The following is a 17,852-nucleotide window of genomic DNA, read 5'->3' on the forward strand; positions in this document are numbered from 1 at the left end:
GCCGGGCGTCGTCCAGCGCCCGCTCCACGAGCCGGGCGACCTCGGAAAGACTCGGCGCGGTTTCCGACGACGCACCACGCGGAACCGGGCGGCAACCCCGGTGGTCGACCTCAGCGCGCACCGGTGAGGAATCGAGGACCGCGCCCCGCGGAGTGAGTTGCGCCACCTCAGCCCCGGCTGCCGACCCTCGAAAGTGGATCGCACGGTCGAGCGAAGGGGGTTCCTGAGCGCTTTGGTAAGGAAACCTTGACCGTCGACGGGGAAAACCCGAGCCGAGGTGTCAGTTCGAGCCGGACCCCGAAGTCACGTCGCCGGACGCCTCGGGCTCGCCGCGCAGCTGCGCGCGCAGGCGCTCGCGCTCGGCCTTGCGGACCTGGTCGCGCTCGTTCAGCCCGATCGCCACCCGCTGCCTGAGCCCCTTGAACACGAAGAGCGACAGCGGCAGCGCGACGACCAGCGACACCAGCAGCGCGACCAGCAGCGGCACGTTCACCATGACCAGCGCCAACGCCACCAGCGCGACCATCGCGAACCGCGCCACCACGTAAAGCGCCACGTCACGACCCAGATGCACGGCCATCACCCTACGCGTCCAGCCCCACCGTGGTCGTGTTGGGCCTGCCCTCGAACCTGGTCGACAGCACGACCGTCGTCCTGGTCCGCGCGACGCCGGGGATCTTCCGCAGCGCGCCGAGCGAGCGCTCCAGCTCGTCCACCGTGGGCACCCGCACCTTGACGATGAACGACTCGTCCCCGGCCACCCGGTAGCACGACTCGACCTCGATCAGCTCGGCCAGCGAGAGCGCGACCTCGTTGTCGTCCGCCGTGTCCGTCGGGTGGATGCTGATCAGCGCCGTGACGCCGAGCCCGACCGAGCTGGGGTCCACCACGGCGTGGTAGCCGACGATCACCCCGGACGCTTCCAGCTTCCCGACCCGCTCGTGCACGGCCGAGGCCGACAACCCCACCTTGCGCCCCAGGTCGGCGTAGGTGGCCCGGCCGTTCTCCCGCAGGGCGGCGATGATCTGGCGATCCACTGCGTCCACCCGGCAAGCCTAGGCCCACCGGCAACCGGTGTCCGAATTCCCGCAGTTCGTCCCTTTGCTACCTCTTTACCATCACCCAAGCGTTCGAGTACCCGAAGGGTGGGATGCCACGATGCGTCCGGTACGTCTGATCGACAGGGGAGGCCACCGTGACCACGATGCAAGCTCATCCAGGGGAACGCCTGCTGACTCCCGGTGAGGTCGCCAACCTCTTCCGGGTCGACCCGAAGACCGTGACCCGCTGGGCCACCGCGGGCCGCATCGGCTCCATCCGCACGCCGGGCGGGCACCGCCGGTTCCGCGAGTCCGAGGTGCAGACCCTGCTCCACCAGCTCACGACCGAGGCCACCGAGCCCGTCAGGCACTGACGGCGCGCACGGCCGGGCCCGCTGCGGGCGGCGGGCCGCCGGGCAGGGGGAACCGGGGGAACCCGGTGCGCCCGACCGGAGTCGTTCACCCTCCAGACACGGGTAACCTCGTGGTCAAGGAGGTGCCCATGCTGTACGTGCTCGCGCTGATCGGCGCCCTCACCATCGCGGTGCTGCTCTGGCGCGCGTTCGGGTCCGCACGGCCCGAGAGCGTCGCGACCAGGCGGTTCGTGGCGCCCGACGACGACCCGGAGTTCCTGCGCAAGCTCGGCGAGCAGCAGAGCAAGCAGAAGCGGCAGGACGAGGAGTGACGCGGCGGGGCCTCCCGGTGAGGCCCCTCGCGCGTTCGCGGGCACCCGGCGGCAACCCGCCGTCAACCTCGCGCGCCGCCGACCTCGCGCGCCCCGGCACGCGGACTCCCGCGCGCCGCTGAACGGCACCAGTGCGCCCTCGGACGGCCCCGGCGCGCTCCTGAGCGGCCCCAGCACGCCGCTGGACGTATCCCAGTCCGCCCTGGACGGCCCCAGCGCACCTCCGAACGGCCCCAGCCCCCGGACACGCGAAAGCCGCCGCCCGCGAGTGCGGAACGGTGGCCTGTCACGTCCCCGGAAGGCCCTCGGGCCTGGTCCGGGCTCAGTCGTTCACCTCACTTGCTGGGGAAGTCGTCCGCCACGACGGCGGCCAGCTCCAGCAGCGCCAGCCTGGTGTCCGGGCTGAGCTTGTCCAGCTCGATCTCCGCGCCCTCCTCCAGGTGCGCGTCGAACGGGATGCGGACGACCGCGCGGCACCGCTGCGCGAAGTGCGCCGCCAGCTTGTCCAGGTCGACCTTGCCGGAGCCCGGCCGCACCGAGTTGATCACCGCGACGGACTTGGCGACGAGGTCGCGGTAGCCGTGCGCCTCCAGCCAGTCCAGGGTGGCCGCCGACGTCTGCGCGCCGTCCACCGAGCCGGACGACACCAGCACCAGTGAGTCGGCCTGGTCGAGCACGCCCTTCATGGCCGAGTGCATCAGACCGGTGCCGCAGTCGGTGAGCACGATGTTGTAGAAGTGCTCCAGCAGCGCGACGGTCCGCAGGTAGTCCTGGTCGCTGAACGCCTCGGAGGCCGCCGGGTCCTGCTCGGACGCCAGCACCTCCAGCCTGCTCGGCGACTGCGAGGTGTACGCGCGCACGTCGCTGTACTTGGTGATCCGGGCGACGTCGCGCAGCAGGTGCCGCACGGTCGCGGTGGTCTCCCTCGGCACCTTCAGCGCCAGCGTGCCCCGGTCCGGGTTGGCGTCGACGGCGATGACCCGGTCGCCGCGCAGCGAGGAGAACGTGGAGCCGAGCGTGGTGGTCGTCGTGGTCTTGCCGACGCCGCCCTTCAGGCTCAGCATGGCGATCTTGTAGCACCCGCGCAGCGGCTGGTTGATCCGCCCGATCAGCTCGCGCCTGCGCAGGTCGGCCGGGCTCTCGCCGAGGTTGATCAACCCGCCGGAGAGGGAGTGCAGCGTCTTGCGCCAGCCCGACTGCGGGGGGCGCTTCGCGCGCTTTATCAACTGCTGCGACGACACCTCGTTGGCCTTGCTGGCGTCGCCGCGCTGCTGCGGGGCCTGCTGGCCGTAGCCGCCGTACCCGCCCTGCGGGAAGTTGCTGGGAGCCGGGTAGCCGGTGGGCTGGCCGACCGGGTAGCCGCCGGACTGCGAGCCGGGGACCGGGTAGCCGCCGGACTGGGAGCCGGGGACCTGGTACGCGCCGGACTGGGAGCCGGGGACCTGGTACGCGCCGGACTGGGAGCCAGGAGCGGGGTAGGCCCCGGATTGGGAGCCGGGAGCGGGGTAGGCCCCGGACTGCGAGCCGGGAGCCGGGTACGCGCCCGACTGGGAACCCGGCGCGGGGTACGCACCGGACTGCCAGTCCGACACCGGGTACGCGCCGGACTGCGAACCGGGAGCCGGGTACGCGCCGGACGCCCCACCGCTGACCGGCACTCCCCCCGACGGCGTGGACTCGATGTAGGCGGTCGACGGGTCCGCGTACATCGAGTCCGCGTAGCCCTGGCCCTGGTCCACCGGGTAGCTGCCGGAGTGGTTCGGATTGCCCTCCGAACCGGGCTGCTGCCTCGGAGAATCAGGGTTCTCGTAGTGACCGGTCACCGCTGGGGTCCTCCCTGAGGATGCGGATCGAGACCTCCCCGACCCCACGGGTGCGACGGTAGTAGGGGGCAACCGGTTCCACGACAGCGGGAGTGAACGATCGGCTTTCGATCGGCTAACGCCCGAGCACGGCTCAGCTGACGCCCGCGTACGAGTGCAACCCGGTGGTCACGAGGTTGACGAAGAAGAGGTTGAAGATGGTCATCGCGAACCCGACCACGTTGATCCACGCGGCGGGCCTGCCCCGCCATCCTGCCGTGGCGCGGGCGTGCAGGTAGGCCGCGTAGACCACCCAGGAGACGAACGCCACCGTCTCCTTGGGGTCCCAGCCCCAGAACCGGCCCCACGCGGCCTCGGCCCAGATCGCGCCGGTGATGATGCCGATGGTGAACAGCGGGAACGCGAAGACGGTGCTGCGGTAGGCGATCCGGTCGAGCACGTCGCTGTCGGGCAGCTTCGGGAACCGCTCGGGGTTCCCGGCCTTGACCAGGTAGAGCAGGCTGGCGACGCCCGGCACGAAGAACACGCCGCTGGAGATCGAGATGACCGAGACGTGGATGACCAGCCAGTAGGACTGGAGGGCGGGAACGACCGGCGCGGCGTCGGTGTAGAGGACGGTGCCGCCGAGGAACATGATGATCACGACGGGGGTCAGGATGATCCCGCCGAGCTTGCGCACCGGGAAGGCGCGCATCAGCACGATCCAGGTGACGACGGCGGCCAGCGTGAGCATGGCGCCGTACTCGTACATGTTGCCCCACGGGGCGCGGCCGGTGGCCAGGCCTCGGGTGACCAGGGACGCCAGGTGCAGCAGCGCGCCCAGCACGGTCAGGGCGGCGCCCATGCGGCCCAGGCGCTCGGCGCGCGGGAGCTTGGGCTCCTCCACGACCCGGCCGGGGGTCCACGAGCCGTCCGCGCCGACGCCCGCGGTGGGCGTGGCGGTCGCGCCGACCAGCGCCCGCTCCTCCTGGGGCTTGGTGCGGGCGAACGCCTGCTCGCACAGGTAGAGGACGGCGGCGAGGACGTAGACCGCCACCGCGGCGACGTAGGTCCAATCGCTGTAGTCCGCCATGGCGGTCGCCTGCATCAGCTCTTCCTTCGTTCCGACGGGCCGGGTCCCAGCAGGTCGCGGGACAGGTCGGTGAACTCGCCGCCGTAGCCCGCTTGGTCGGTGCGCGCCAGGCCGCCGACCTCGATTACCGTACGCCCGTCCTGGCCGGGGGTCGCCCTGACCCAGATCCGCCTGCGCTTGACGCTGAGCGACACCATCAGGCCCAGGATGATCAGGATCGAGAACACCAGCACGTACACCTGGGACGGGTCGTGCGAGATCTGGATGGACACCCAGTCGCGCACCCCGTCGAACCTGATCCGCGTGCCGTCGTCCAGGGTCAGCTCCTCGCCGACGCCGAGGTTCTGCCTGGCGACCTTGGCGAGCTTGCCGCTCTCCACCTGCTCCTGCGAGATGGAGAAGATCGACTGGCCGCGCCCGGTGTCGGTGCCCAGGTCGCCCCGGTAGACGTCGATCGCGACCGCCGGGTCGCGGGGTTCGGGGAAGGAGGAGGTGAGGATCTCGCCGTGGTAGAACGCGGTCGGCGCGAGCAGGCCGGTGATGGCGAGCTGGCTCTTGCGGCGCTGCTCGGCGTCGGTCACGCCGGGCGGGTCGAACTTGGTGGCGCCCTCGGAGGCGAACGTGACCTGGTCGACCGGCCGCCACTGGATCGCGCCCTCGCGGACCTCCCCGTTGGGGAAGGTGACGGTGAACAGCGGGGTGTAGCCGTGGCCGAGGAGGTAGACGCGGTCGCCCGCCGTGCGCAGCGGGTGGTTCACCTGGAGCAGGTAGTCGCGCCACGTGCCGGTGACCAGGTCCTCGCCGGACTGGTACTGGACGTTCGCGCTGAACTGCTCGGCCTGGCCGTTCTCCAGGTAGGACGCGGAGAAGTCGTTGATCTTGACGCAGAACTGGGACAGGTCGGTGCCGTCGACCTGGAGGCCGGGGCGGAACGTGTCGTAGTTGTAGACGCCGGAGTTGCAGAACTGGCCGCCCTGCGTCTGCACGATGACCTGGCCCTCGTAGCCGACGATCTTGCCGACGGCGAAGGAGACGAGCAGGCCCAGCAGGGCGAAGTGGAACACCAGGTTGCCGGTCTCGCGCAGGAAGCCGCGCTCGGCGCTGACGCTGCGCGCGCCGTCCGCCTCCTCGCGCTCGACCAGCCGCCAACCGCGCAGCCGCTGGCGGGCCGCCGCCACGACGTCCTCGGCGGTGGCCTGCGACTCGCCCTCGGCGTGGTGCGGGAGCCGGGCCAGGTTGCGCGGGGTGAGCACGGGCTTGGCCCGCATCTGCCCGTAGTACTCCCAGGTGCGCGGGAGCAGGCAGCCGACGAGCGAGGCGAACAGCAGCACGTAGATCGCGGAGAACCAGGTGCTGGCGTAGACGTCGAAGAAGCCGAGGTCGTCCAGGTACTCGGCCCACCAGCCGTTCTGGGCGATGTAGTCGGCGGTCTTCTGCGCGTTGAGCGGACGCTGCGGCAGCATCGCGCCCGGCATGGCCCCGAGGGCGAGCAGGAACAGCAGGGTCAGCGCCGTGCGCATCGACGTGAGGCCGCGCCACGTGTTGCGCAGGAAGGCGATCGCGGCGCGCACTAGAGGGGCAGCTCGTAGTCGTTGACGACGGCGATCCGCAACCAGCCCACGAAGTCCCCCCACAACCCGGTCACCAGTGCGACGCCCACCAGGATCAGCAGGGAGCCGCCGAAGATCTGCACCGCACGGCCGTGGGTGCGCAGCCAGCCGGTCATCCGGACCGCCCAGCGGGTGCCCAGCGCGATCAGCACGAACGGCAGTCCGAGGCCGAGGCAGTAGGCGAGCACGAGCAGGGCGCCCCGGCCGGTGGCCGAGCCGACCTCGGTGCCCCTGGCGAGCGCGAGCACGCCTGCCAGGGTCGGGCCGAGGCACGGGGTCCAGCCGAGCGCGAACACGCCGCCGAGCAGCGGCGCGCCGAGCAGGCCGCCGCGCGGGACGCGGTGCACCCGGACGTCGCGCTGCAGGGCGGGGATCAGGCCGATGAAGACCAGGCCCATGGCGATCGTGACGACGCCGCCGATCCGCTGCAGCAGGTCCTCGTTGAGCCAGAGCACCTCGGTGGCGCCGAGGACGACGAACGAGGTGAGCGCGAAGACGACGGTGAAGCCGAGGACGAAGAGCAGGGAGGCCCCGGCGACGCGCCAGCGGCCGGATTTGCGGTCCTCGTCCGCGCCCACGGCGGGCGCGTCGGCGCCGACCAGGCCGGCGAGGTACGCGAGGTAGCCGGGGACCAGCGGGACCACGCACGGCGACGCGAAGGAGATCGCCCCCGCGAGGAGGGCGACACCGGTGGCCAGAAGCAACGGCCCGGAGGTCACCAGCTCCGTCGGGTTCACGGGTTTCAGGGTAGGTAACCGCACGTGACGGGCTCGCACCGGACACCCCTAGCCGCGACCTGGGTCACACTCAGGGGTGGGGCTCCCCTTGTGGGTGATCGGCGGCGTCCATAGCTTGATCACATGCGTGCACACCGGCTCACCCTGCCCGTGCTGGTCGCCGCTGCCTCGCTCCTGTCCGCGCCGATCTCCTCGGCGGCGCCGGACGTGGAGTGGGTGGAGGCCTTCTCCCCCGACGGGACGATCACCCAGGTCCCGGTCCCGGTTCCGGGGGATTTGCAGAAGAGATCCGCGCCCGCGGAGGTCGCTGCGGAGGTCGTGGCGATCCAGGAGACCGGGGCTCCGGGGGATCGGTTCGACCTGGTGTTCGTGGGGGACGGGTACGCGGAGGGGGATCTGCCCGCCTACCGGCGTGACGCCGAGTCGAAGTGGGAGGAGTTGTCTGCGGTCGAGCCGTTCAAGACGTACAAGCAGTACTTCAACGTCTGGCGGGTCGACGTGATCTCCCCGGAGTCGGGGGTGGACAACGATCCCTCGCTGGGGACGGCGAAGGACACGGCGATGGACATGGGGTTCTGGTGCCAGGGGCGGGATCTGGCGACGGAGCGGTTGTTGTGCGTGGACGAGGGGGCGGCGCGGCGGTACGCGGCGCTGGCGCCTCAGGCGGACCAGGTGATCGCGCTGGGGAACACGTCGAAGTACGGCGGCGCGGGTGGTGGGGTGGCCACGGCGGCGGGTGGGAACGAGTCGGCCGGGCAGATCGCGGTGCACGAGCTGGGGCACTCGATCGGCGGGTTGGCGGATGAGTACGAGTACCCGTACGAGCGGTACGCGGGGACTGAGCCGTGGGAGCCGAACGTGACCGGGGACGCGAGCGGGGGGAAGTGGGGCTCGTACCTGGGGAAGGAGTCCCCGGATGGTGGGGTGGTCGGGGTTTACGAGGGGGCCCGGTATTACCGGTACGGGGTGTACCGGCCGACTGAGAACTCGATCATGCGGACGTTGGGGCAGGAGTTCAACCTGGTCGGGTTGGACGTGATGGCTGAGGCGTTCGAGGCTCGGATTCCGGAGTTGGGGGCTGAGCGGGTGGCTGGGCCTGCGGTGACGCGGTTGGGTGACCGGTGGCCTGGGAGTGAGCGGGTGGGGGCCGAGGGCGAGAGGCTGAGGGGCTGAGGGGCGAGGGCTGAAAGTCAAGAGCTAAGGGCTCGCCTCGCCGGCGGGGCAGACCTCCAAAAAAGAGGGGACACGGGCTCTGCCGGCCGGTGACCGTTGGTGTGGTGGTCCCGTTTACCACTGCGGTGGGCGGGGTCCCTCTTCTCCGTTTGGCCTCCTTTCAGGCAAGCACAGGCGTCAAGACGCCGTTGGGCACCCCGGTCTGCCGCGGCGGTGCGGCGGCGTCTTGACACCTGCGCTCGGGCTTCGCCAGGCCAAACGGAGAAGAGGGACGCGGGAATGGGGCTGCGTGGGCTCGCTGCGCTCGCCCCGCAGCCCGCGAGGCGGTGAAGGGGGCAGTGCAGCCCGCGAAGCGGTCAACCCGTGAGGTGGTCAGCCTGCGAAGCGGTCAGGTGAAGTCGAGGACCAAGCGGCCTCGTAGGGCGCCTGCCTCCAGGAGGCGGTGGGCTTCTGCGGCGCGTTCTGCGGGGAGGACCTCGGCGACGCGGAGGGTCAGGTGGCCTTTGCCTGCGGCTTGGCTCAGCTCGGTCAGGGTCTTGGTGTCGGTCATGCGGTCCGGGACCATCACCGGGCGGACTTGGATGCCGCGTTCGGCTGGGCCTGCCCAGCCGCGCAGTTCGATCAGGGTTCCGCCGTCGGCCAGCGCGGGCAGCAGTTCGGCGGTTTGGGCGGAGCCGTCCACCAGGCCGGGGACGCCGTCGGGGAGCAGGGCCCGGACGTGCTCGGCGACACCAGTGCCGCGCGGGACCACGTGGTCTGCGCCGAAGGACCGCACCAGTTCGGCGTCCCGCTCGGCGGCGTCGGCGACCACCAGCAGGCCGTCCGCCTTCGCCAGTTCGACCGCGTAGCCGCCGACGGCCCCGGCCGCTCCGGTCACCGCGACGGTCGCCCCCCGTGGCAGGTTCAGCTCGTCCAGCGCGACGCGGGCCGTCAGGGCGTTCATCAGCAGGGTGGAGGCCGCGTGGAGGTCGACGCCCTCCGGTGCGGGGACCACGGACGCCTCGGGGATGACGACGTGGTCCGCGTACGCGCCGCCGCGCGGGGTGGTGAACAGGACGAGTGCGACCACCGGTTGGCCGACCACCAGGCGGTCCACACCGGGGCCCACCTGGTCGACCACGCCCGCCGCGTCCATGCCGGGCACGAATGGCGGGGTCGCGTTCGGCATTCGGACGGCGTGGCCGCCGGTGCGGAGGAGGACGTCGGTGGGGTTGACCGCTGCCGCGTGGACGCGGATTCGGACTTCGCCGGGGCCCGCCTGCGGTTCGGGGAGGTCGAGCAGGCGGAGTTCTTCCGGGCCGCCGAAGCGGTGCACGCCGATGGCTCTCATCAACGGCACAACCACGGGAAGCGATCCGACCATCCCATGTCTGGTCGGACCGCTTCGGTGTGGCGAAGCGCTACTCGGCGGCCAGCTCCTCGACCAGGGGCAGGAGGTCGCTGGCGATCAGGCTCTCCAGGAAGACGGCCGCCACGCGGTGCTGCTTGTCCAGGACGATCGTGGACGGGACGGCGTTCGGGGGGTAGCCCTTGAAGGCCAGGAGGGTGCGGCCCGAGTCGTCGTAGATCGACGGGTAGGTCAGGCCGCGGTTGGACTTGAAGTCGCGGCCCGCGTTGATCGAGGTCTCGCGGACGTCCAGACCGAGGACCTGGACGCCCTTGGGGCCCGCCTCGTCCTGGACCTTCTGCATCTCGGGGGCCTCGGTCCGGCACGGCGGGCACCAGGCGCCCCAGACGTTGACCACGACCACCTTGCCCGCGTAGTCGTCCAGGGAGATGGTCTTGCCGTCCTCCATGAGGGACGGGCCGCTCAGGCCGCTGATCGGCTTGCGGTCGTCGCCGTCGTAGCGGATGCGGACCTGACCGCCGGGTGCGACGAACTGGAACTCGCCGCCCACCGCCACCGCGTCGTCACCGGTCGCGCACCCGGAGGCCAGCGCCAGCGCGAGCAGCGCGGGCGCCAGCCTCCGCCACGTTCGCCTGCTCACGCCCCGGTCACCCTGGGGTCGGTGCTGCCCGCGGGCTCGCTGTAGACGATCCTGATCAGCTCCTCGCCCTGGAACACCAGGCTGGTGAGCGAGGCCAGGGAGCACTCCCGCCTGCGCGGGTCGTGCCACATGCGCTTGCCCTCCAGGAAGCGGCGCAGGGTCCAGATCGGCAGCTGGTGCGACACGATCACGGCCTCGTGGCCCTCGGCGATGGCCCGCGCCCGCTGCACGCCCGCGAGCATCCGGTGCGCGATGTGCAGGTACGGCTCGCCCCAGGACGGCAGGAACGGGTTGACCAGCTTCGGCCAGTGCTGCGGCTGCCTCAGCGCGCCGTCGCCGACCGCGACCTTGAGGCCCTCGAACTTGTTGCCCGCCTCGATCAGCCTCGGGTCGGTGGCCAGGTCCAGGCGGTGCGAGTCGGCGATGGGGGTCGCGGTCTGCTGGGCGCGCTCCAGCGGGGAGGCGACGACGTGCGCGACGTCGTGGTCCGCGAGGTGCTCGGCGACCGTGAGGGCCTGCCGCTCGCCCTTGTCGGACAGCTTGAAGCCCGGCAGGCGGCCGTACAGGATGCCGGTGGGGTTGTGCACCTCACCGTGCCGCATGACGTGGACGACGGTCCGGCTCACTGCTGGGCCTCCCTGGCGGCGCGGGCCGCGTGCGGCAGCGCCTCGGCGATCTGGTCGAAGTCGGCGTCGGTCATGGCGGCGTTGACGAACCACGCCTCGAAGGCGCTCGGCGGGGCGTACACGCCGCGCTCCAGCAGGGCGTGGAAGAACGGGGGGAAGCGCCAGGTCTGCGCGGCCTGGGCGCCCGCGTAGTCGACGACCTCGTCCTCGGTGAAGAAGACGCTGACCAGGTTGCCCGCGAACTGCACCCGGTGCGGCACGCCCGCCTCGGTGAGCGCGGAGGTGAACAGCGCGCCGAGGCGGGTGGCGTTGGCGTCGAGGGCGCGGTAGACGTCGTCGGTGGCGGCGCGCAGCGTGGCCAGGCCCGCGGCGACCGCGACGGGGTTCCCGGAGAGCGTGCCCGCCTGGTAGACGGGGCCCGCGGGGGCGAGCTTGGCCATCACGTCGGCGCGACCGCCGAACGCGGCGGCGGGCAGGCCGCCGGACATGACCTTGCCGAAGGTGTAGAGGTCGCCGGGCACCGCGTCGATCCCGAACCAGCCGGAGCGGGACACCCGGAAACCGGTCATGACCTCGTCGACGACCAGCAGCGCGCCATTGGCGTGGCACAGCTCGCGCAGCTTGGCGTTGAACCCGTCGCGCGGGGCGACCGCGCCCATGTTGCCCGCGGCGGCCTCGGTGATGACGCACGCGATCTCGCCGTCGTTCTCGGCGAACGCGGCCTCCAGCGCGGCGACGTCGTTGTAGGGCAGCACGAGCGTGTCGGCGGCCTGCGCGCCGGTGACGCCCGGCGAGGTCGGCAGGCCCAGGGTCGCGACGCCGGAACCCGCCTGGGCGAGCAGCGCGTCGACGTGGCCGTGGTAGCAGCCCGCGAACTTGACGACCTTGCGGCGACCGGTGAAGCCCCTGGCCAGCCGGATGGCGCTCATGGTCGCCTCGGTGCCGGAGTTGACCAGCCGCACCTGCTCGACGGGCAGGACGCGGCCGATGATCTCCTCGGCCAGCTCGATCTCGCCCTCGGTGGGGGTGCCGAACGACAGGCCGTGCACGGCAGCCGCGCGGACCGCGTCGACCACCTCGGGGTGGGCGTGGCCGAGGATCATCGGTCCCCAGGACGAGACCAGGTCGACGTACCGGTTGCCGTCGGCGTCCCACAGGTGCGGGCCCTCGCCGCGCACCATGAACCGGGGCGTGCCTCCGACCGAGTGGAAGGCCCTGACCGGGGAGTTGACGCCTCCGGGGATCACCGTTGACGCGCGGTCGAACAGGGCCTGGGATCGTTGGGCTGTCACGGTCCCAGTCTCACACGAGGTGGCGGGGGCGGGTGGGGGCGGTCCGCCGCTCGGGGTGGGAACGTCGAGGTCGACCGGGTGCGGGTGGCTCCGCTGGGACCAGCGTCACGCTCGGGTGCGGTGGTCCCGGTCGGCGGGGAACGGTCGGGCCTCGCCGTCGTGATCGGGGGCGGGGTGGTGGTCGGGGTCGGTGTGGTCGTGGTCCGGGTGGGCTTCGGCGTGCTCGACGCCGTCCTCGCCGCTGGTGCGCACGGCCAGCACCACCTGCCGCACCGCGTCCAGCACCAGCAGGCCGGCCAGCACGCCGAGCACGATCGCGGCGCCGATCCAGTTGCCGAAGTACCGCGTGGACTCCAGCTGGGGCAGGTCGGGGCCCGCGTCGTAGCTGTAGTGGCGGATGCCGCGGTCCCAGGTCCAGGAGGCCGCCACCAGCAGCAGCACCGCGCCCAGCACCTCGGCCGCCGCGGTCAGCGCCCGCCTCGGCTGGTGCAGCGCGGGTCCGGGGGCCTCGGCGGGCGCGCCTGCCGTCACAGCGGTCGTCACGACCAGCAGCCTCTCACGACCGGCCGGGCGCGCGCAGCAGACGGTCGAGGGCCTCGGTGAGGGCGGCCCGGTCCCTGGCCCAGCCGAGCGCGACGGTGCCGTCCGACAGCCGCACCGGCACCGGCTCGGTGCCGCGCGGCAGGGTCCAGCCGCCGCCTAGCACGCGCGCCCCCGCCCTGGGCTCGACGCCCCTGACCTCGGTGATGTCGCGCACCGGCAGCTCCTCGCGGCCCTGGTGCAGCGCGACCGGCGTCAGCCGCACCCCGAGCACCCGCCTGCGGCCCTGCACCCACACGGCGGTGGGTAGCAGCAGCACGACGGCCACGACCAGCCAGAACAGCGGGCGCGCACCGCCGGTCAGCGCCTCGACGGCGAACCCGATCAGCGCGAACGCGGGCCCCCACGCGAGCGGCCACCAGGTCGCGCCGCGCTCCGAGTAGAGGGTGGGCTGCTCCACCGTCAGCGCACCCCCGCCGCGAAGTGGTGCTTGGCGGGCGGCAGGAAGCTCAGCACGGCCGCGAGCAGCGGGAGGACGAGGCGCAGCACGACGACGACGAGGTCGAGCGCGTCACCGCCGTCGCCGCCCACCTCCAGGAGCAGGGCGAACAGGCCGATCACCACCCCGCCGAACGCGAGGCCGAGCCGGGCGCCCGCGCCACCGCGCAGCAGGCGGACCGCGCAGGCCACGCCGCCGATCGCGACGCAGGAGGAGAAGAACAGCGACATGACCGACCCGCCGCCACCGAGGTCGCCCCCGTGGTGGAGGACGAGGGCGAGCGTGCCCAGCGGCCAGGACAGCGAGGCGGCCACCCAGAGGGCGAACGAGATCACCACGACGAGGGGGCGTTGACCGGGGCCGACGAGGACGTTCTGCACCGGCGTCATCTGCGGCGGCAGCGGGAGACCCGGCTGCGGCGGCAGGGGGTGGCCCGGCTGCCACGGCTGCGGGTGCGCGGGCTGGTGGTAGCCCGGTCGGGGGTACCCCGGCTGGTGCGGGTTCGGCGCCCCGTAGTGGGCCTGCGGGTGGGCCTGCGCCCCCAGGCCGGGGTCGTACCGGGTGGGGTCGTACGCGCTGACGCTGTACTGGCCTGCGTTCTGCTGCCCGGCGTCGTACTGGCCCGAGCCGAACTGGTCGGCGTCCTGCCGGTCGGTCGCGCCGAACCGGCCCGCGCCCCCCTGGCCCTGCTGCCCCTGGTCGCCCCACGACGGCTCGCTCATGCGTCCTTCTCCCCTGGCGGCTTCTCCTGCCGGACGCCCCCCGCACCCGGCCGACCGGTGGTGGCGGCCCGTCGCACTGGGCCGGCCTTCGCCGGTTGTGTCACCGCATCAGGCGATCCCGAACGTGAGGACGGATGCGGGTGAAGGACTAACGGTAGCGGCCCGCCTCGAAGTAGGCCTTGGCCTTGGGGGTGTACAGCGCGCCGACGCCCACCGCCGGGATGATCGCGAGCAGCAGGGTGACGACGTTCGCGCTGAACACCAGGTACGCCAGCGCGAGGCAGGCGAGCACGGTCAGCGCGACGCGGGCCCACGGCTTGCCCAGGCGCGCGTGGTGCGCGAACAGCACGGCCAGCACGGCGAACACCACGGTCAGCACGAGCGTGACGATCAGGACCGTGGTGACCAGCGGGACGAGCTGCTCCCTGGGGATGTCCGGGTACTGCTGGCCCTCGACCAGCAGGTCGGTGGCCGCGTCGAGCTGGGTGAACGAGATCAGCGCGAACAGCGAGAACAACACGGCCCCGGACACCCACACCCAGAAGGCGACGGTGACCTCGCGCGGTCGCTCCACGCGGGACGCGGGCGCTCCCTGCGGCTCGACGCCGCCGAACGGGGGCGCGGACGGGTGGGCGTGGTGGTCGGGCTCCTGCGGCGGGGTCACGGACCAAAACGGTAATTACGGGCACGGGCCGCTGTCCACTCCCGGTGGACGCGGCCCGCGACCCGCGCGCGTCAGTTGCTCGCGAAGTAGCGGCTCGCGCCGCCGGTGAACATGGTGATGATCGCGCCGATCATCAGCACGAGGTTGACCAGCACGAACAGGCCCTGCAGGACGCCGAGGCCGCCGATGGCGAACAGCAGGCCGAGGATGGCGATGCCGCCGATGAGCAGCATGACCACGCCGAGGCCGCCGAGGACGGCGAGGACGATGCGGGCCCAGTTCGCGCCGCCCCGCATCGCGAACGCGACCGCGACCCAGGCCGCGACGATGATCAGCTGGAAGATGAAGCCGCCGTAGCCGGGGCTGGAGGACTCGATGATCGCGTCCAGGTCGGCGCCCGCGGGCGCGCCCATCTGGATGGCCAGTTCCTTGGCCTGGGCCTCGTAGGTCAGCAGGCTGAGGATCTGCCCGATCACCGAGACGGCCGCCGTGGCTATCCAGAGCATGAAGGACAGGTCGACGTTCTTCGGGCGGGCGACCTGGTGCAGGGAGGCCGGGTCCGGGGCGGAGCTCGGGTAGCCGGCCTGCGGGTACGCCTGCTGCGGGTACCCCGGCTGGGGGTAGCCCTGCTGGGGCTGCTGCTGGGACGGATCGTACGGGTTAGGCGTGGTCATGGCCGGGACGGTAGAGACCGTGTGAGGTACACGTGAGCCGAACGAGTGAGTAACTACAATCCGTTAGCTACCCTGCGTCATCGTTCGGCTGCACGTCGTCACCTGGTCGCGAAGTAGCGGCTCGCGCCGCCGGTGAACATGTAGACGATGGCGGCGAGCATCACCGGGATGCTGGCGATGCTGAGCAGCGCCTCCACGACGCCGAGCGCCCCGATGGCGAACAGCACGGGCAGCGAGAACAGGCTGACCAGCGCGCCGAACACCAGCGACAGCGCGCCGAGGACGGTCAGCACGATGCGCGCCCAGTTCGCGCCGCCCCGCATGGCGAACGCGACCGCCACCCAGACCGCGGTGATCGCCAGCGTGAACGCGATGCTGCCGAAGCTGACGCTGGTGTCGATCTCGGCCGGGTCGATGGGCAGACCGGCCTCGGTGAGCCGGGCGGCGGACTCGGCGACCGTCGCCTCGATGTTGAGGCTGCTGACGATGAGCGACAGCACGGACAGGCCCGCGCTGACCAGCCAGAGCAGGAAGGACAGGTCGACGGACTTCGGGCGGGGCGTCGGCTCGCCCTCGGCCATCGGGCCTGCCGCCGGGAACGAGGGGTAGCCGGCCTGCGGGTAGCCGGCCTGCGGGTAGCCGGGCTGCGGGTAGCCGGGCTGGAGGTGGCCCTGGGGCTGGCCCGCCTGCGGGTAGCCCTGCGGAGCCCCGGCCTGGGGGTACCCGCCCTGCGGGTACCCCTGCGGCGGCTGGCCCTGCGAGCCGTGCGGATCGGGGGTGGTCATGCCCGGAACGGTAGAGAACGGACAAGCCGGGCGTGACTCGGGACAACCGGACGACTACAACCCGTTAGCTACCGTGCGTCGCTGGCCGATCACGGGCGGTCGCGGCAGGAAGTAGCCCTTGGTCGTCGGGTGGTACATCAGCACCAGCGACACCGGGTAGACCAGCAGCAGCACCCCGCCCACGACCAGGTCGGACACCGGCGGCGCGGCGACCTTCAGCACCTCGGCCAGGCCCGTGCCGACCGCCAGCAGCGAGATGCCGTTCGAGGCGATCCCGAAACCGGCGAACACGGTCAGCACGATCCGCGCCCAGTTCTGCCCGCCTGCGAACCGCACCGCCAGCAGCACGTACACCGCCGTCATCAGCAGCTGCACCATCAGCGCGCCGCCGATCGTCGCGGTCACCCCGTCGTCGATCATCGACTGGTGCCAGTCCGGGTACTCGGCCCTGACCTGCGCGGTGATCGCAGTCCGGTCCATCAACCGCACCACGAGCCCGACCAGGCCCAGCGCCGCGACCCCGAACCACAGGCGCTGCGCCAGCACCACCATCCTCGGCGGCTCCGGCCTCTTCGGCTTCTCCGCGTCCTTCTTGGGCGCGCCGAACCACCCCTCGCTCATCAGCGGTCCAACCAGGTCGCGGCCTCGGCCGCCCAGTAGGTGAGCACGATGTCGGCGCCCGCGCGCCGGATCGAGGTCAGCAGCTCCAGCGCGGTGCGCTCGCGCTCGATCCAGCCGTTCGCGGCGGCGGCCTCGACCATCGCGTACTCGCCGGAGATCTGGTACGCCGCCACCGGCACGTCGCTGGCGTCGGCGACCTGCCGCAGCACGTCCAGGTAGGGCAGGGCGGGCTTGACCATGACCACGTCGGCGCCCTCGGCGAGGTCCAGGGCCAGCTCGCGCAGCGACTCGCGGACGTTCGCCGGGTCCTGCTGGTAGGTCTTGCGGTCGCCCTTGAGCTGCGACTCCACCGCGTCCCGGAACGGCCCGTACAGCGCCGACGAGTACTTGACGGTGTAGGCGAGGATGCCGGTGTCGGTGAACCCGGCCTCGTCCAGCGCGGTGCGGATGAACCCGACCTGGCCGTCCATCATGCCGCTGGGCCCCACCAGGTGGGCGCCCGCGCGGGCCTGGGCCACGGCCATCTCGCCGTAGACCTCCAGGGTCGCGTCGTTGTCGACGGTCCCGTCGGCGGCGAGCACGCCGCAGTGCCCGTGGTCGGTGAACTCGTCCAGGCAGCAGTCCGACATCAGCACGGTGGCGTCGCCCAGCTCGGAGCGCAGGTCGGCCAGGGCGACGTTGAGGATGCCGTCCGGGTCGGTCGCGCCGGAGCCGACGGCGTCGCGCTCGGCGGGCACGCCGAACAGCATGATCCCGCCGACGCCCGCCTCCACCGCCTCCACGGCGGCCTTGCGCAGCGAGTCGCGGCTGTGCTGGAGGACGCCCGGCATGGAGGGGATCTCGACGGGTTCCCGCGCGCCCTCCTTCACGAACGCGGGCAGCACGAGCTGGCTCGGCCTGACCTCGGTCTCGGCGACCAGTCGGCGCATCGCGGGCGTGGTGCGCAGGCGGCGGGGGCGGTGGGACGGGAACACTTCCGGTGCACTCCTCGACGGCTGTCGGTGTCCGCCCGTGCGCCGCCTCGCGGGACGCCGCCGGACGGCGGTCTTGCGGACCGCCCGCGCCGGGGTCCGGCGCGGACGTGCGGCCACCCCCGGATCGGTCACCACGCGTGACGACACCGGGATGGCCCGCGCTCGGCGGGAACCGGGGGTCCGGCTCACGTCCAGCGGCGGTCGTGCTCGGCGGCGCGCTCCGGGGCAGGAGCGGCCGGGCGACGCCCGTCACCGAGCGTCGTCGCACCGATTCTGTCCCCGTCCCGCGACCACCGCCGCACCGGGGGTGCGGCGCCGCCGATCGCC

The 17,852-nt window shown here is 72.2% G+C and carries 21 protein-coding genes; 3 read left to right on the plus strand and 18 right to left on the minus strand.

Features of this window, described 5'->3' with window-relative positions:
• Positions 1 to 280: 280 nt before the first annotated feature.
• Complete coding sequence (locus CNX65_RS33050) at positions 281 to 580, minus strand: DUF4229 domain-containing protein (protein WP_096498114.1); 300 nt, start codon at positions 578 to 580, stop codon at positions 281 to 283.
• A 4-nt stretch (positions 581 to 584) separates the two neighbouring features.
• On the minus strand, positions 585 to 1,046 hold the full coding sequence (locus CNX65_RS33055) for an Lrp/AsnC family transcriptional regulator (protein WP_177154551.1): 462 nt from the start codon (positions 1,044 to 1,046) through the stop codon (positions 585 to 587).
• 158 nt (positions 1,047 to 1,204) lie between these two features.
• Between CNX65_RS33055 and CNX65_RS33060 the strand changes: the two genes are divergently transcribed.
• The gene (locus CNX65_RS33060) at positions 1,205 to 1,414 is read left to right on the plus strand and encodes a BldC family transcriptional regulator (RefSeq protein ID WP_041838603.1); all 210 of its coding nucleotides are present in this window, start codon (positions 1,205 to 1,207) and stop codon (positions 1,412 to 1,414) included.
• Between the two features lie 128 nt (positions 1,415 to 1,542).
• Entirely contained in the window at positions 1,543 to 1,725 is a 183-nt protein-coding gene (locus CNX65_RS33065; RefSeq protein ID WP_015805385.1) for a hypothetical protein, read from the plus strand.
• Between the two features lie 335 nt (positions 1,726 to 2,060).
• On the opposite strand, the gene CNX65_RS33070 is transcribed toward CNX65_RS33065, so the two are convergent.
• From CNX65_RS33070 to CNX65_RS33085, 4 genes are all read right to left on the minus strand, one after another.
• Positions 2,061 to 3,548: a MinD/ParA family ATP-binding protein gene (locus CNX65_RS33070; protein ID WP_096497213.1), complete on the minus strand. Its 1,488-nt coding sequence runs from the start codon at positions 3,546 to 3,548 to the stop codon at positions 2,061 to 2,063.
• A 133-nt stretch (positions 3,549 to 3,681) separates the two neighbouring features.
• Positions 3,682 to 4,635: a c-type cytochrome biogenesis protein CcsB gene (gene ccsB, locus CNX65_RS33075; protein ID WP_096497214.1), complete on the minus strand. Its 954-nt coding sequence runs from the start codon at positions 4,633 to 4,635 to the stop codon at positions 3,682 to 3,684.
• The gene (gene resB / locus CNX65_RS33080) at positions 4,635 to 6,191 is read right to left on the minus strand and encodes a cytochrome c biogenesis protein ResB (protein WP_177154552.1); all 1,557 of its coding nucleotides are present in this window, start codon (positions 6,189 to 6,191) and stop codon (positions 4,635 to 4,637) included. The genes ccsB and resB overlap by 1 nt, the downstream gene beginning before the upstream one ends.
• Positions 6,191 to 6,967 carry a cytochrome c biogenesis CcdA family protein gene (locus tag CNX65_RS33085; RefSeq protein ID WP_096497216.1) on the minus strand — a complete coding sequence of 259 codons (777 nt, stop codon included), beginning with the start codon at positions 6,965 to 6,967 and terminating at the stop codon, positions 6,191 to 6,193. The genes resB and CNX65_RS33085 overlap by 1 nt, the downstream gene beginning before the upstream one ends.
• Before the next feature lie 123 nt (positions 6,968 to 7,090).
• On the opposite strand from CNX65_RS33085, the gene CNX65_RS33090 reads away from it, so the two are divergent.
• Positions 7,091 to 8,140: a M64 family metallopeptidase gene (locus CNX65_RS33090; RefSeq protein ID WP_096497217.1), complete on the plus strand. Its 1,050-nt coding sequence runs from the start codon at positions 7,091 to 7,093 to the stop codon at positions 8,138 to 8,140.
• Positions 8,141 to 8,528: 388 nt separating this feature from the next.
• On the opposite strand, the gene CNX65_RS33095 is transcribed toward CNX65_RS33090, so the two are convergent.
• The 12 genes from CNX65_RS33095 to hemB form a co-directional block, all read right to left on the minus strand.
• Entirely contained in the window at positions 8,529 to 9,470 is a 942-nt protein-coding gene (locus CNX65_RS33095) for an NADP-dependent oxidoreductase (protein WP_177154553.1), read from the minus strand.
• A gap of 70 nt (positions 9,471 to 9,540) precedes the next feature.
• A complete protein-coding gene (locus CNX65_RS33100) occupies positions 9,541 to 10,128 on the minus strand; it encodes a TlpA disulfide reductase family protein (RefSeq protein WP_096497219.1) in 588 nt (195 codons plus the stop codon).
• The gene (locus tag CNX65_RS33105) at positions 10,125 to 10,730 is read right to left on the minus strand and encodes a histidine phosphatase family protein (RefSeq protein WP_096498115.1); all 606 of its coding nucleotides are present in this window, start codon (positions 10,728 to 10,730) and stop codon (positions 10,125 to 10,127) included. The genes CNX65_RS33100 and CNX65_RS33105 overlap by 4 nt, the downstream gene beginning before the upstream one ends.
• A 20-nt stretch (positions 10,731 to 10,750) precedes the next feature.
• Entirely contained in the window at positions 10,751 to 12,046 is a 1,296-nt protein-coding gene (gene hemL, locus CNX65_RS33110; protein ID WP_096497220.1) for a glutamate-1-semialdehyde 2,1-aminomutase, read from the minus strand.
• Between the two features lie 105 nt (positions 12,047 to 12,151).
• The gene (locus CNX65_RS33115) at positions 12,152 to 12,589 is read right to left on the minus strand and encodes a hypothetical protein (RefSeq protein WP_157767943.1); all 438 of its coding nucleotides are present in this window, start codon (positions 12,587 to 12,589) and stop codon (positions 12,152 to 12,154) included.
• A gap of 13 nt (positions 12,590 to 12,602) precedes the next feature.
• Positions 12,603 to 13,046 (minus strand): DUF3093 family protein, encoded by a 444-nt coding sequence (locus CNX65_RS33120; RefSeq protein ID WP_096497222.1) that lies wholly within the window; start codon positions 13,044 to 13,046, stop codon positions 12,603 to 12,605.
• Between the two features lie 2 nt (positions 13,047 to 13,048).
• Positions 13,049 to 13,807 carry a hypothetical protein gene (locus CNX65_RS33125; protein WP_096497223.1) on the minus strand — a complete coding sequence of 253 codons (759 nt, stop codon included), beginning with the start codon at positions 13,805 to 13,807 and terminating at the stop codon, positions 13,049 to 13,051.
• A gap of 148 nt (positions 13,808 to 13,955) precedes the next feature.
• Positions 13,956 to 14,471 (minus strand): hypothetical protein, encoded by a 516-nt coding sequence (locus tag CNX65_RS33130; protein ID WP_096497224.1) that lies wholly within the window; start codon positions 14,469 to 14,471, stop codon positions 13,956 to 13,958.
• 71 nt (positions 14,472 to 14,542) lie between these two features.
• Complete coding sequence (locus CNX65_RS33135; RefSeq protein ID WP_096497225.1) at positions 14,543 to 15,145, minus strand: hypothetical protein; 603 nt, start codon at positions 15,143 to 15,145, stop codon at positions 14,543 to 14,545.
• A 98-nt stretch (positions 15,146 to 15,243) separates the two neighbouring features.
• Positions 15,244 to 15,930, minus strand: a complete 687-nt coding sequence (locus tag CNX65_RS37595) for a DUF2076 domain-containing protein (protein WP_177154554.1) — start codon at positions 15,928 to 15,930, stop codon at positions 15,244 to 15,246.
• Positions 15,931 to 15,984: 54 nt separating this feature from the next.
• Positions 15,985 to 16,551, minus strand: a complete 567-nt coding sequence (locus CNX65_RS33145) for a hypothetical protein (RefSeq protein ID WP_096497226.1) — start codon at positions 16,549 to 16,551, stop codon at positions 15,985 to 15,987.
• Positions 16,551 to 17,525 (minus strand): porphobilinogen synthase, encoded by a 975-nt coding sequence (gene hemB, locus CNX65_RS33150; protein WP_096497227.1) that lies wholly within the window; start codon positions 17,523 to 17,525, stop codon positions 16,551 to 16,553. Before hemB ends, CNX65_RS33145 begins: the two co-directional genes overlap by 1 nt.
• Between the last annotated feature and the right edge of the window lie 327 nt (positions 17,526 to 17,852).

It is taken from the genome of Actinosynnema pretiosum (assembly GCF_002354875.1).
Taxonomy (GTDB): Bacteria; Actinomycetota; Actinomycetes; order Mycobacteriales; family Pseudonocardiaceae; genus Actinosynnema; species Actinosynnema auranticum.